Annotated in this window: 12 protein-coding genes and 1 pseudogene; 10 read left to right on the top strand and 3 right to left on the bottom strand. The window is 44.7% G+C overall.

Annotation, left to right across the window (positions count from 1 at the left end; translation table 11 throughout):
• Positions 1-20 precede the first annotated feature (20 nt).
• From AC0QKW_RS03280 to AC0QKW_RS03265, 4 genes are all read left to right on the top strand, one after another.
• The gene (locus tag AC0QKW_RS03280; RefSeq protein WP_473149624.1) at positions 21-233 is read left to right on the top strand and encodes a hypothetical protein; all 213 of its coding nucleotides are present in this window, start codon (positions 21-23) and stop codon (positions 231-233) included.
• Complete coding sequence (locus tag AC0QKW_RS03275; protein ID WP_473149623.1) at positions 230-1,252, top strand: metal-dependent hydrolase; 1,023 nt, start codon at positions 230-232, stop codon at positions 1,250-1,252. The genes AC0QKW_RS03280 and AC0QKW_RS03275 overlap by 4 nt, the downstream gene beginning before the upstream one ends.
• A 68-nt stretch (positions 1,253-1,320) precedes the next feature.
• Complete coding sequence (locus tag AC0QKW_RS03270; RefSeq protein ID WP_473149622.1) at positions 1,321-2,205, top strand: HlyD family secretion protein; 885 nt, start codon at positions 1,321-1,323, stop codon at positions 2,203-2,205.
• Complete coding sequence (locus AC0QKW_RS03265) at positions 2,156-3,112, top strand: hypothetical protein (RefSeq protein ID WP_473149621.1); 957 nt, start codon at positions 2,156-2,158, stop codon at positions 3,110-3,112. The genes AC0QKW_RS03270 and AC0QKW_RS03265 overlap by 50 nt, the downstream gene beginning before the upstream one ends.
• 16 nt (positions 3,113-3,128) lie before the next feature.
• On the opposite strand, the gene AC0QKW_RS03260 is transcribed toward AC0QKW_RS03265, so the two are convergent.
• The gene (locus AC0QKW_RS03260; protein ID WP_473149620.1) at positions 3,129-6,887 is read right to left on the bottom strand and encodes a WD40 repeat domain-containing protein; all 3,759 of its coding nucleotides are present in this window, start codon (positions 6,885-6,887) and stop codon (positions 3,129-3,131) included.
• Between the two features lie 318 nt (positions 6,888-7,205).
• Here AC0QKW_RS03260 and AC0QKW_RS03255 point away from each other — a divergent pair, with 318 nt between their 5' ends.
• From AC0QKW_RS03255 to biuH, 6 genes are all read left to right on the top strand, one after another.
• Positions 7,206-8,015 carry an ABC transporter ATP-binding protein gene (locus tag AC0QKW_RS03255; RefSeq protein WP_473149619.1) on the top strand — a complete coding sequence of 270 codons (810 nt, stop codon included), beginning with the start codon at positions 7,206-7,208 and terminating at the stop codon, positions 8,013-8,015.
• Positions 8,012-8,818: an ABC transporter permease gene (locus tag AC0QKW_RS03250; RefSeq protein ID WP_473149618.1), complete on the top strand. Its 807-nt coding sequence runs from the start codon at positions 8,012-8,014 to the stop codon at positions 8,816-8,818. Before AC0QKW_RS03255 ends, AC0QKW_RS03250 begins: the two co-directional genes overlap by 4 nt.
• Positions 8,819-8,824: 6 nt before the next feature.
• A complete protein-coding gene (locus tag AC0QKW_RS03245; RefSeq protein WP_473149617.1) occupies positions 8,825-9,883 on the top strand; it encodes an ABC transporter substrate-binding protein in 1,059 nt (352 codons plus the stop codon).
• A 20-nt stretch (positions 9,884-9,903) separates the two neighbouring features.
• Complete coding sequence (locus AC0QKW_RS03240; RefSeq protein ID WP_473149616.1) at positions 9,904-11,568, top strand: carbon-nitrogen hydrolase family protein; 1,665 nt, start codon at positions 9,904-9,906, stop codon at positions 11,566-11,568.
• A 100-nt stretch (positions 11,569-11,668) separates the two neighbouring features.
• Complete coding sequence (locus AC0QKW_RS03235) at positions 11,669-12,085, top strand: allophanate hydrolase-related protein (protein WP_473149615.1); 417 nt, start codon at positions 11,669-11,671, stop codon at positions 12,083-12,085.
• Between the two features lie 29 nt (positions 12,086-12,114).
• A complete protein-coding gene (gene biuH / locus AC0QKW_RS03230; protein ID WP_473149784.1) occupies positions 12,115-12,801 on the top strand; it encodes a biuret amidohydrolase in 687 nt (228 codons plus the stop codon).
• A 208-nt stretch (positions 12,802-13,009) separates the two neighbouring features.
• Here biuH and AC0QKW_RS03225 read toward each other — a convergent pair whose 3' ends face one another.
• A complete protein-coding gene (locus AC0QKW_RS03225; protein WP_473149783.1) occupies positions 13,010-13,492 on the bottom strand; it encodes a GNAT family N-acetyltransferase in 483 nt (160 codons plus the stop codon).
• A pseudogene (locus AC0QKW_RS03220) lies at positions 13,476-13,843 on the bottom strand (transposase); the annotation flags it as partial. The pseudogene AC0QKW_RS03220 and the gene AC0QKW_RS03225, both read right to left, overlap by 17 nt.

The raw sequence follows: 13,843 nt of genomic DNA, 5'->3' as shown, positions 1-13,843 counted from the left end.
GACGAAAGTAGGTAAAGCCGATGAATGAATTTCAGCTACAGGAATATGTAGGGCTGGTTAAAGCCTTTCTGGAGACTGGTCAGGAAGATAAAGCGATGGAGTTGGTAGAGAGTTTGGGAGAAGGATCCAAATCCTGCTGCCCATCTTCGGCCCTTATTGAATTAGGAACTGAGCCCTTCGGGGCTGCTGGCAATCCTCCACCTTTTGATGTTGGTGAGGTTAGCCTCTCATGATGAGCGTTACCCATGCCGCCCTGGCGATCGCCACCACTGCAATCTCAATTGGCACCGCAGATCCCTACGTTCTGGCCACGGCGGCGATCGCATCCCAGCTCCCCGACATCGACACTACCGAAAGCTTTTCAGGCCGCCTGATCTGGCCTCTGACTAACTTTCTAGAACAGCGGTTTCCCCATCGGTCGTTAACTCACTCGTTCATGGCCACGGGCATTGTGGCTGGGCTAGCGGCACCCCTGCTGTGGCTTCAGTGGCAGTTCTTCTTAGCGGTGGTGGTGGGCTACTTCGTGGGCTGGTTTGCCGATGCCTTTACTAAGTCAGGCGTAGAAGCGTTCTACCCCAACCCAGCCCGTCTGGTCATCCCCGGCAATCCTAGGGCGCGGCTCGACACCAGATCGCCCGCTGAGTATTGGGTACTGGCCACCGCCGTCTTTCTCACCATCGTCAGCATCAACCTGACCAGCGCCGGGGGCCTCTCTGAAACTGTAGCCCGCACCTTCTTTAACGACACCGCCACCGCCGCCGACTTGTTCCACAAGCATGGAGCTTCCCAACGGGTATTTGTCACCGTCGAAGGGATCCACACCTACACCCGGCAATCGGTCAGTGGCACTTATGAAGTGTTGGAGGCCAGCACCAGTGATGTGATTGCTGAGAACGTGACCACCCGCCAGATCTACAAAATTGGGAAAGGATCCGATGCCCAGATCCGCCCCAACCGGGTCAAAGTCAATCTGGGGGATCCAGTCAGTGTGTCGGCCCAAATGTTCAATCTGCAAGAGATTGGGGTAATGGAATGGCTAGCGACTGTACCCCAGAACGCCTACATCAGCGGCAGCTTGATGCTTGATGATTTGGACGAAGCACCACCCCCCAGCAACCTCGAAACCTACCCCACGATAAGACTGTCCACTGGACAACTTGAGTTACAAAATGCTCACCCCCAGGAGATTTTGGCGCTCCTACGGGAATTCTGGATCTTGCAGGGCAGTGTCCTTGTGAAAGTAAAAGCATGACCACCCCCATCCCCCACCGTGAAGGCCCACCACTACAAGCTTTCATTGGTCTAGGGGGTGTTCTGGGGATGATAGGACTGATCTGGATTACGCGGGTAGAGCCAACCCAGGGCCAAGCCCCAGCGGTACAGCCGCCACAGCCACAATTAATCACCACACCCCCGGTTAGCACTCAACCCCGAGTTCTCACGTTCACACTGAGCCTGAGTGAGCCAGACGACCTGAAAGTACGACAGGGGGACTATGTAGCCTCTGGGGACGTGCTGGCCGACCGCACCCGCGAGAGAAGCTCACTACAGGCCCAGCTCCAAAAGACACAAATTTCTCTCCAGCGCATCCAGGCCCAGCAGGTGCTCGACCCACCCCAGCCGTTGCCGGTGCCCCCAGTGTCGGGCTTACCCCCGGTCTACTACAGCACTCAAGAGGTGGCGATCGCTGGCATTGAAGACAACATCGACCTTCAGAAGCGCAAGATTGACCTGCTGGGCACCATGACGCCCTCGGAGGTGCCCCCAGCTATGCGTGAGCACGAAGACCGGATCTTGGAGAAGCTGTACCGGGATTTAGAGCTAGCTAAGGCTGAGCTGAGTCAAGCAAAAGAGAAGCGGGCCTTTCAGGAGTACGAACATTCCCTGGCGATGGCGCGACGGGCGGAGGAAGCCAACCAACAGCGGCTGATGCACTCCCAACAGCAGCAGCAAGCCGAACAGCAGCGCCGGGAGAAGGCCTTCCAAGAGGCGCAGCTGCAAGCCCAGGTGGAAGAGATCAACGCCAAATTACTAGACCTTTCGACCGTCAGGAGTCCCTATGCTGGAACGATTCGCCGGGTTAAGTGGCTGGGGCAGTCGGACAACCGCCTCTCCGTTGAAATTACGCTATCTATTGGCAGTGGGCCTGGCGCTGATGCCTTTACTGTCCAACCCCTCTCCGTCCCTAGCCCAGGACAGCCTTGATGAGGAAGAGTACTTCGAGGAAGAAGTCTTTGAAGAGGATGTCTTCGAGGAGGAAGGGGAGCCCGGCGATGGGGAAGACTCCAGCCAACCCCTGACTCACCCCGATGAGTTCTACCAGCTCGACAACAACCCCCTCAACCCGTTGGGGGACAACCTCGACTTGTTGATCCAAACCCAGATCAACCAAGACCTCTGGGCGGCCATGATGGGCGACTTGCCCTGCCTGGAGCCAACTACCGAATGTCTCAGCGAACTTCAGACAATGGCGGTAGAGAACAATCTGGGTCTGGCTATCATTCAGGAGCGCATCGACGGCATTGACCAGCGCATCGAGGAAGCCCGCAGCCACAACCAGACCGCCGTTTGGATGGATACCTTTGAGCCGCTGATGTCCCGCTACCTGACCTATGAACAGGTGATGGTCGGGGGCCAGCCCCAGCAGCGAGGTTTCTTTGACCGTTTGTTGTCCGCCATCAGCAACCCTCTCAACGCTATTAATGAAGCCCTGGGACTGATCGGCATTCCCTTGATTCGCGGTGTAACCCAGACCAATGCCCGTGCCCAGCAGACGGCGATCGCCATCAGTGACCTGCAAGTGAAGGTGGCTCAGATCGAGCAAGAAAAACGAAAAATCGCTGAGACCTTGCGCGAACAGGTAGCTCTGGAGGTTCTAGAGTTCGATGCCACCCGCCGCGAGTTCCAGATCTCTCAGGAGGTGGCCCGCCGAGCCACTGTGCAACACAGGCTGTTAGAGATTGACTACCGCTTTAGCGATCGCATCGACAGCGTGACGTACCTGGGGCAGCTCTCCCAGCTCGACCAAACAAAAGCCACTACCTATCGAGCGTGGGCAAGGCTGAGAACCCGGTTGGCGCGGATTCAGATGTTGGTATTGGGGAGTGACTAATCTGAATAGAGAAACTTTATGTACTTTTAAACTTGCCAGAAGCTGGATAATTATTCTCAATCATGAGTACTTCGCTCGAACACTGGCTGAATTTTGGTCGATACTCCAAAGCAGATTCGTCTTCCAAAAGGTTTATAGCTCCCAGGCTTTCTAAAGCTTTTATTTGGGCGTCGGTCAATCCTTGAACACCAGTAATATCAGTTCCTTCATATGGTCGAGGTACTCTCAAAGAGTTTTTATTCCTAAACATTGGGCTATGGAGATTTGATATATTTTCCCAAACCTGAATTGTTTCATCTTGACTACAGCTAATTAGATGACGACCGTCTGTGCTAAATATTATTTGTCGAACCCATTTTTTATGACCAATTAGTGTTTGATGACATTGGCGGCTCTTCAAATTCCAAATTTTTATATTAGTATCTCCACCACAACTTGCGAGCCATCTATCATCTGGACTAAATGCTACAGAAAGAACTAGGCCTGGATGGTTGCCGATGACTGTTCTATGACCTGTTTTCAAATCCCAAATCATTACCAACCCATTAGAACCTCCGGTAGCTAAATATCGACTGTCATGACTAAACGCTAGCCCTCTCACCCAAATGCCTTGACAAGGCAAACACTGAACACAAACTTGAGAGTCTATATCCCAAAGGCGTACTGTTTGATCTTGACTACCACTAGCTAAATATCGATTATCAGGACTAACAGCTAAAGCCCAGATTCCACTCTCATGGCCCCTCAGTACTCCTTTACAGGTATTTGAGGCCAAAGACCAAAGCCTTATAGTACGATCTAGACTTCCACTAGCTAATAAATTCTGCTGCGGACAAAAGACAATAGACCAGACTTCGTGTTTATGACCGGACCACTCTATAATCTGATTGCCACTAGCACTATCCCAAAGACAGACCGAGCAGTCTTCTCCACTACTAGCTATCCATTCCCCATCATGGCTAATAGCTACCGCAAGAACCCACCCTTTATGCGGTAGCAATGCCTTTGAAAAGTTATTACTATTAGTAATAGTCCATATACGAACTCGACGTTCCTGACCACCACTTACAATCTGTTGTCCACCTGGGTGGATAGCTACTGACCAGACCCCATTATTGTGACCTTTCAAAACTCTTAATGCCTGATTTTTATTGCTATCCCATAAACGAATTGACTGATCTTCACTGCTACTAGCAAGTGTATAACCATCAGGACTAAAAGCAACATTTGATATCCAACTACTATGACCTTTGAAAACCCATCTAGGTTCTCCCGTTCTCCAATCCCATAAACGGATTGATTGATCATCACTACCACTAGCAATCATGCGATCATCAGGCCGGAACGCAACGGAACGGATCTGGTTTGTATGGCCATTTAGAGTGCGAAGCTTAAACTTCTGAGAGGTACTCCAAATATTTATACTCCCGTCTTTATGACCACTAGCTAGAGTTTGGCCATCAGAGCTAAAAGCTATGCTAGAAATAGCGGAACCACTAGTTAGTGTTATACAAGACTTATTCGCAATATCCCAGAGGCGGATGGTACCATCATAGCTACCACTAGCCAATTGATGATTAACGGATCGGCTTCCTGCTTTAGAGTAGCCTTGTGATGAAAAGGTTATTGAGTGTACCTCATCACTGTGACCAGTCAAACAATGAACAAGTTTTTGAGTTCTAATTGACCAGATGCGAATTTCATGGTCTTCGCAGCCACCGGCTAACCATCGTCCATCGGGGCTGAAAGCTAATGAGAATACTCGACTTGATGAATCTAACAATCGGGCAAATCGCTGGCCAGTCTTAAGATCCCATAGCTCTACAGTTCCATTTGCACTACAAGCTAACGTCTGATTGTCAGGACTTATAGTAACTGACCAACACCACCCATCTTGTGTTCGAAGTGTATGAAGATGTTGGGCATCACTAACGCGCCAAACATGAACCTCATAACTAATATCACTAGCTGCTAACAGCTGCCCATCAGGACTGAATGAAGTAGAAAGAACTTGGCTAAAAGCATGTTTGAACACTGATTTAGATAAATCCGATCCAGAAAAATTTATATTCTGAAAAGATCCATCCTGCAAATCGGCTTGCCAAATAGAAATGTCAGAAAAGTCAAATTCTTCTAAAGAATATTTGAGCTGGTTTAGCAAATTAAAGATATTACCACCAGCATAGCTTTTGAGATTTTTTTTTCGGCAAAAATCAAGCTTATTTCTGAAAGTTCTGCCCAAGTCTTCTACTTCATAAGTATCTATTAGTTTTTGAGAAACAGGTTGCAAAATAAGCCTTTTTTGAATATCGCGAATATAATCCTTTGCTTGAGCTACTACTAATGCATGCGTGTGAATCAGGGCATGCTCAGATTCGACCTTTACGTCGATTTCTTGGCATACCTCCTTAACTAACCTCTCAGTCATATATTCCATCACGACTGGTTGAAGCGAGAATTGTGTACTCTCACTAGAAGTTAACCGCTTTTTATCTTGTTCAATAAGAGATCGCCTTTCTAAGGAAGATAAAGCTTCAATTAGGTTGCCAAGATTTATAGGTCGTGACCAATGAAGCTTCAAAAAGGATAAAGTAACAGGCTCACGATGTATAGTTAACCAAATTAAAACTTGTTGTTCTAAGGTTGAAAGTCTATCAATCTGGCAGTTTAGGAGATCGTAAATATCACCAAAAACAGATAGTCCTTGAGTTAAAGATTCAGAAAAAGTTCCTAATTGACCATTAAATAGATCCTGAATGATAGATGCCACTATCTTTAAAGCTAGTGGATTTCCTGCATAATGATTAATTAAAACTTTCCATTCTACTTCAGTGCCACTAAAATCTCCTTTGAAGTTGAATAATGATCGTCCTGCTTGAGTAGAGAGTCCTTGAAGACGTAGAGAACGAACTGGTAATTGCTTGCCTTCATGACAAGCAATTTCTTGAGGCTTTTCCCGACTAGTTAGTATAGTAGTACCAAGATGCGGTGTTATACATAGTTCCTGCAAAAGTCTTCCATAGTACTCATAGCCTTTTCGATAAACTCCTGCACGACTGCCAGATTCAAGAATTGTTTCTACATTATCTAGAATAAGTAAGATGCGAGAGCGTTTCAACCAGCTAAACAGATATAGCAAAAGGCCATCTGGATTTATAGGTATTTCACCCCTAACATCATAATGACAATGTAAAACTTGCAACAAGTCTTGCATTAGCTCTTGGGCTGGAGGAGCATTTCGCAGTGATCTCCAAAAAACCACATCAAAATGCTTTTCTATTCCAAGTGCTAATTTCATGGATAGGCTAGTTTTTCCTATTCCCCCCATTCCAAATATACCAATGAGCTTACAGTCCTCTGCTAAAATCCATTGACTAAGTAGTTCTAGTTCATTTGTGCGGCCACAGAAAAAATCATCTTGGTTAAAATAATCACAATTTTTGAAACTAGCAGAACCATTTATTATCGCTTGCTTAAAAGAAGCAATCTTTTCAAAGCGATCACTATAAATATTAGTTAACTTAGCTCGAAAGTTTCGTTTGGTTATTTTTTCACCAAATGTGGTTGATAGCTGCTGCCATAACTCTGAGCCTACTTGTCTAACGTAGCCAACCTCGTAGCCTACAACACTAGCAATTTGTTGATAGGGCAAATTAGCATATGCCTGGTAAAAGATAATGGACTGCAAGGAACTTAGCAACTCTTTGCCATCAGTTGATAAAGCATGGTTAACCATGTCTAGCAGTTCATGTGATAACGCTTCTTCAGATTTCATAGAGAAGGCTTAGGTATTACTGAGACCTTGAAAGGCAGATAGAGATAGCTGTACAGGCTTAGTCAGTAGCGCGATAGTAGCTAAGCAGCACCTTAGACTTTGTAACTTTAGACACACTTTGACTTCTTCTCTCTATTTTTTTGGACAGAAACGAACAAACTACGAACGTTAGATCGGCTAATTGCTTGGTAGGCTTTTACTTGTGAAGTCTTTGAAGTCTTGTATTTGTCGAGGGAATAGCTGAGCAGACATAGAAATAAAAGGTGCTTAAAAAGCAATGGCCTTGTTATCTGAAACCCACTTTTATAGCTGAAGTATATGTTTCCAAGCTTGATGGACTCCCATAGCTCGATTCCAGGTTCCAATATTGGTCCTACGGACATTGACATTTGTAATTTGACCAAGAGTTTTCATAATGAAGTGCTATATCAAGACTTCAACTTAAATATTCCAGGTGGTTCATTCACCTCAATTTTTGGACCAAATGGCTGTGGAAAATCGACTTTGATAAATATGGCGGCAGGACTATTACCCTTCGATTCGGGAAAAGTTTACTTTGGGGGTAAGTCTTTATCAGATTCAAAAATTGGATATGTCTTCCAAAATTATAGAGATGCTTTATTTCCTTGGATCCGGGCAGTTGATAATATCAAATATCCTCTAAAGCGGTCTGGCCTTTCAAAAAACCAATGCAAGCTGAGAGTTGAAGAACTAATACATCAATTTGGTGTCAAATTTGACTTGAATAGATACCCGTATGAACTATCAGGTGGTCAACAACAACTTGTTTCTATCATGAGAGCATTGGCTCCTAAACCTGAAGTTCTCTTCCTAGACGAACCATTTTCAGCTTTAGATTATGAAGCCACTCTTTCTATTATTGAGAAACTTCAGGAAGTATTTATTTCATCTCAAGTGACTATGGTGATGATTTCACATGATTTAGAAGAAGCTGTTTACTTGTCAAATAATATTGTTTTGCTGACCAAGAGGCCCACCAAAGTAGCTGAAATTGTTCACTTTAATGCCGATTATCCTAGAACAGAACTTACGTTGTCAGATTCGAACTTCATCGACATAAAAGCGCATAGCTTAAGTGTTTTCCGCAAAGAGGTCAATAAAGCATGAGTCAGCTTATTTCTGGACATAAAAAAACTTACATGGAAAAGTTATGGAAAACAGTCAAGTCAACACTAGTCGCCAATATAGGAACTTTAGGAATATTATTCATATGGTGGTTAATTCCTAACCTTGGTCTTATTGACCGTGTTCTTCTTCCCACCCCTTTTGAAACCCTTGCTTCATTCTTTAAAGGCATCTTAGAAGGTGGTTTAATAAGAGACTTTTATCTAACTCTATACAGGAGTTTATATGCCTTTGTGATAGCTGTAATAATCGGAATTCCAGTTGGTATTTTATTAGGCTCAAGTGAAAAAATCTATCGTTCTTTTGAGTTCTTGATTGATTTCTTTCGCTCAACGCCTGCAACGGCTATGTTCCCTTTATTCTTGGTAGTTTTTGGTATTGGAGATTTCTCTAAGATCGCTGTAGCTGCATTCGCTGGCGTATTGGTAATCTTCTTTAATGTTGCCTATGGCGTTATGAATGCTACAAAAACTCGTGTCATGGCAGCAAAAATTATGGGCGTTTCCTCTTTTAGAACTTTTATTGATGTAACCTTTTTTGAGACTTTACCTCAAACTTTTATTGGCCTGAGGACAGCAATATCATTGACTTTGGTAGTTATGATAGTTGCAGAAATGTTTATTGGGTCTACTCATGGAATGGGGCAGAGAATTATCAATTCTCAGCAAATATTTGACATGCCCCAAATGTATGCTTCAATCATAACAACTGGGGTCATGGGATATGGCTTAAATCAGATTTTCTTGATTATTGAAGGCAAATTTGTTCATTGGAAAGGAAGATAACTGCAAATGAAAAATCTTAATCGACGTGGCTTTATCAAGTATGGTTCCTTAGCTCTCGGAGCCGGGGTAGTCACCGCTTGTAATGGAGGAAATAACAATCAGTCTGCTGAGGATGCTTTGGCAGAAAGTAATAGGTCTCCTGAGTTAATTGTTGGCAAAGAAAAGGTGGTTGCTTCATGGCTACCTATTATGCAAACAACAGCTTACTATGTTGCTTTAGAAGAAGGTCTATTTGAAGAAGCTGGCATAGAAATAGAGTCAGTTCAATTTGAAAACCCAAATCAAATCATTGAGTCATTAATATCAGGGCGTGCAGACTTTGGACCTCCAGGAGCCGCTGCGGGAATTACCGTTCTGGCAGAAGCTAGAGCGCCTGGAACATTTAAGGTCTTTGGGCTTCAGGGAGGAGGAATAAGAAGTGGATATATTAATGATGGCTTGCTAGTGAAGTCTGATTCTACAATCCAATCATTTCGTGATTTAGAAGGAAAGCGAGTTGGTACAATTCCTGGGATTCAGTGGCAAACAATCCTTCAGCACCTCCTTAAACAAAATGGCCTTGAACCTGGAGTAAACGTTACGATTGAGCAAATGGCCGTTGGTCTTCATTTGACATCAATTATTTCAGGAGCAGTTGATGCAACATTATCACTAGAACCGGTGGGTTCAATTGCTGAAGCTACTCAGCAAGCTAAGCGGGCTATGACGAATCCCGTTTCAGAATTTATTTCAGATCCGTTCTATTCTGGTGCATCCGTTTTAACTACAAAGTTTATTCAAGACCGACCGGAAACCGCTAAGAAAATTATTCAAGTCATTGATGAAGCAACCAGATTAGCTAATGCTGACTTCGATAAGTATCGGCCAATTATTTCAAAATATACAGCATTAGAATCTGAACAAGCAGAGTATGTAGCCCAACCTCGATTACGCGGGTTTAATGATCTTGACGCGGAAGACATTGACTCATACCAAAAATTTATCGACATCTTCTTTACAGAAGGTGTTTTGGATAAGGAAATGAGTGCCGCAAACATGGTGCTTGATCAATCGGAAATAGCATAGGATCGCAGAGCTCTATACCCATGTGCATTAAAGAAAGCTTCAAAGCTGCCGCAGTGCAAACTATTGCAGAAATTGGAAACTTAGAACACAACATCGGATTGCTTCAAAAGTATACTCAAGAAGCTTCACGCCAAGGTGCTGAATTAGTAGTTTTTCCTGAGTGCATGAACACAGGATACCTATTTGATTCGGTTGACCACTGTGCTTCCTTAGCAGAGACAATTACGGGTAGATATGTGAAGGCTATGGCTGAGCTATGTCAAAAATATGACATATTTATAGCCAGCGGTTTTACAGAGAAAGACGAAAGTACTGGAAAAATATACAACAGTGCCTTGCTGCTGGATAAATCAGGTAATCTAATCCTGCATTACCAAAAGCAGTTTCTGGCAACACATGACTTTAATTGGTTTGAGGTTGGTGTCAAAGGCTCTCCAGTTGTAGATACTGAGATAGGGCGTATTGGACTATTGATTTGTTTCGATGGTCGTATTCCTGAAATTGCGAGATGTTTGGCCTTAAAAGGCGCAGATGTCATCTTGGATATGGCAAATTTCTTTGCTATGGATCAGGCTGATATGTGGGTTCCAGCCCGTGCTTTTGAGAATGAAGTTTGGATAGTAGCTGCTACCAAGGCAGGTGTTGAGCGAAGTATTTACTATCCAGGGGGCAGTATGATAGTAGATCCAAGTGGGCAAGTCGCCGCTAGAATTCCTGAAAATTTGCATGGTGTTATTACATCTCAGATAACTATTCAAGCTCCATCAAGCAAAAAGTTAGAAGGTCGTCGACCTAAAATTTATCAGAGATTGGTTACTCCTTTTGATGAAACGCCGGTTGCTGCTTATCTTAAGCAGCCTATGATACCTGAATTGGAAACTACCAAGTTGGCCGCTGTGCAGGTTCATCAGACTGAAGATGAAGAGAGCTTAGATTTTTCATTTGAGATGATTGATCATGCTGCTAAGCTAGGAGTAAAGCTTATTGCTTTGCCCTTGTACTTTAGCCTTTCCACTTGGTCACCCACTTTACAAGATGCCACAGCAGAATTTGCTACTACTGATCAGCATATTTCACGCGTAGGCAAGATCACCAAAAAGTATTCTTGCACTGTGGTTCTTCCAGTAATTGAAAAGGTTGATAGTGTTTTATTCTCTTCAGCTGTTTTAGTTGGTCCCTCTGGCGAAGTTGAAGGCCGCTACAGACAAACACATTTAAATTCAAGATCTGCTGGCTGGGCTAAATCTGGCGATGACTTCCCTGTATTTAAAACTGAATTTGGTCGAATCGGAATTTTATTGGGAGATGATGGACTATATCCAGAAGCTGCTCGAATATTGGCTCTAAACGGTGCAGACATTATTGTTTGGTGTAGTGCATGGGAACAGTCATTCGAGCGTGATCTGCTAGCAGTAACCAAAGCTGAGGATAATAGAGTCTTCGTTGTTTGTGCAAATAGAACTGACTGCCCCTATCCTGGTGGATCTTTTGTAATTCCTCCAAATGGCTTTCCTACCTGGGATGTTAATGTATCATCTCCACGCAATTTGAGGATTGGTGCTGTCATGCCTACTTACGCTAATTTAGCCTTGTCAAGACAGAAGCGTATGATTCCTAAAGTGGATATGCTGAGGAACAGACTCGTAGATACTTATACTCCTTTGGTTTCAACGCAGGATAGTTAGATCTGCAATTTGTAGTTTTTCAGGGATTAAATACGATAGTATTTAATCCCTCTTAGTCACTAGAGAGACAGGTTTATTCTTGGTTGTTCCGAGGTGGTTAATGATTGATAATGATAATACTGCTGAAACAGTTCTCTTAGGGGTAAATGGCACTCTCATGAGAGGTTTAGAGCTTAACTCTAATCTCTTAGATGTTGGTGCGATTTTTGCCTTTGAAACTAAGACTCAGCATTGCTACCGTCTTTGGTCTATTAATGACCAATACCCAGCTATGCAGAAAGTTAAAAATGAAGGAAATTCGATTTCTTTAGAGGTTTGGAAAGTTCCTGTTCAAGGATTAGCTCAATTACTTTTGAACGAGCCTTCAGGTTTATGCATCGGTAAAATAGATTTAGCTAATGGAGACTCCATTCTTGGGGTACTGGGAGAATCCATTTGCTGTGATCTTGGTGTGGAGATAACTCACTGGGGAGGATGGCGAGAGTATATTGAATCTAAGCTAGTTGTTAGGTTGTGATAGTTAGCCAATTAAAGCGAATAACAGAAATGGGGTTTTTTATTGAGGCTGAGCCGTACCCATATCCTTATAACGGAGAATTTACGCCTGAGAATACAGCATTCGTTGTAATTGATATGCAAGTAGATTTTTGTGGAGTGGGTGGCTATTTGGATAGGATGGGATATGATTTATCACTGACTCGATCTCCCATTGAATCTATATATAGAGTTCTCACTCTTATGCGTGAGAAAGGTTTTTTTATTATTCACACTCGTGAAGGACACCGTCCTAACCTAAGCGATCTTCCTGATAATAAGTCGTGGAGGTCAGAACAGATAGGAGCAGGTATTGGCACTCTAGGCCCATGTGGACATATTTTGATCCGAGGCGAACCTGGCTGGGAGATTATTCCAGAGCTGAAACCTAAACCTAATGAAATAATTATTGATAAGCCTGGTAAAGGTGCATTCTATTCTACGGATCTAGAGTTGATATTAAGGCGAAAAAAAATACAAAATTTGATTCTTAGTGGAATTACAACTGATGTTTGTGTGCATACTACTATGCGTGAAGCAAATGATCGAGGTTTTGAATGTTTGCTGTTGTCAGATTGTACTAGTGCAACAGATTATAGTAATCATCTAGCCTCTTTGAAAATAGTTAAAATGCAAGGGGGTGTGTTTGGTGCGGTAGCTCACTCTCAATCGCTTATTGAGAGTCTTTCACTGGCTTGAGCCTCTAGAGTTGTTGTTATTAGCTTTGACTGATTAATTTAGCTGAGGCTGAGAACCTGGCCGGCACGAATCCAGATGATGGTGTTGGAGAGTGAGTAGTCTGATTAAATGGCTCAGTGGTGGCCCTAGGCAATGCTGAGTTGCTGAGTTGCTGTCGGGACTGGGGAAATTCGGCTTTAAAGACTCAGCTCGGCAACGCTGTACCGAGCTACAAAACGCTATCCGCTTTAAATCCTTCGTGGAAAGTGACGGTACCGTGAGGCATAGGGCCATGGAAGGCGAGAGCGAAGAAGACCTCCGGTGGCACCCCCTCAACAGTAAGTCCCGGTACGTTCTCAAAGCCGAACTTCCTGTAATAGCTGGGATGGCCCACAACACAGCAACCGGCAGCATTGAGGCGCTTCAACCGGGATAGCCCTTCCCGGATTAACGCTGAACCAATGCCCTGGCGCTGGTATTCCGGCAAGACTGAAACAGGCCCGAGACCATACCAGTCTTCTATACCGCTCGATAAGGTCACTGGCGAAAAGGCAATGTGACCAACAATGCGGTCATCGACCTCGGCAACCAATGATAGGGTGAGGGCCTGGGCATGGCGTAGGGCTGCGATGATGAACTGCTCTGTCTGGTTGCTGACCTCCAAGGTCTTGAAGGCCTGACTGCCTGACACATCTTTAAGCGGCCTCCCCAGGGGGTAGCTGACAGCGGACGGATTGGATCCTGGAGAACCAAATGCGGTCATAGTACTGGGCTTGAGCTTTTTTGGACGCGAAGCAGGGTTCAGGGTCAACGGTAAACAGGGCAATAGGCTTGAACAATGGTCGCCCTTTGTTGACCGCTCCCTTGAGCCAGCGGAGGCCAATGTTGAGATAGCTGATACCCCGAGTCCAATGGGGGTCAACCAGAGTGCGGAGGCCCTCGAGTTGCACAGCCATACCCTGGGTAGTGCCATAGAGGATGGCGACAGCCGCCACGAGGTAGAGGCGTTCGAGGGCTTGAGCGGAGCGGATACCCGAAGCTTCTAGCTCAAAGACCCCGGATT

Source organism: Pseudanabaena sp. PCC 9330 (genome assembly GCF_055795045.1).
The sequence above is the reverse complement of the archived record's forward strand: the minus strand, read 5'-3'. Positions and strand labels throughout refer to the sequence as shown.

Coding starts and splice junctions, on each gene's coding strand:
- AC0QKW_RS03275 (WP_473149623.1), top strand. CDS start 230: ATGATGAGCGTTACCCATGCCGCCCTGGCGATCGCCACCACTGCAATC.
- AC0QKW_RS03235 (WP_473149615.1), top strand. CDS start 11,669: ATGATTGATAATGATAATACTGCTGAAACAGTTCTCTTAGGGGTAAAT.
- AC0QKW_RS03265 (WP_473149621.1), top strand. CDS start 2,156: ATGCCTTTACTGTCCAACCCCTCTCCGTCCCTAGCCCAGGACAGCCTT.
- biuH (WP_473149784.1), top strand. CDS start 12,115: ATGGGGTTTTTTATTGAGGCTGAGCCGTACCCATATCCTTATAACGGA.
- AC0QKW_RS03250 (WP_473149618.1), top strand. CDS start 8,012: ATGAGTCAGCTTATTTCTGGACATAAAAAAACTTACATGGAAAAGTTA.
- AC0QKW_RS03255 (WP_473149619.1), top strand. CDS start 7,206: ATGTTTCCAAGCTTGATGGACTCCCATAGCTCGATTCCAGGTTCCAAT.
- AC0QKW_RS03245 (WP_473149617.1), top strand. CDS start 8,825: ATGAAAAATCTTAATCGACGTGGCTTTATCAAGTATGGTTCCTTAGCT.
- AC0QKW_RS03240 (WP_473149616.1), top strand. CDS start 9,904: ATGTGCATTAAAGAAAGCTTCAAAGCTGCCGCAGTGCAAACTATTGCA.
- AC0QKW_RS03260 (WP_473149620.1), bottom strand. CDS start 6,887: ATGAAATCTGAAGAAGCGTTATCACATGAACTGCTAGACATGGTTAAC.
- AC0QKW_RS03280 (WP_473149624.1), top strand. CDS start 21: ATGAATGAATTTCAGCTACAGGAATATGTAGGGCTGGTTAAAGCCTTT.
- AC0QKW_RS03270 (WP_473149622.1), top strand. CDS start 1,321: ATGATAGGACTGATCTGGATTACGCGGGTAGAGCCAACCCAGGGCCAA.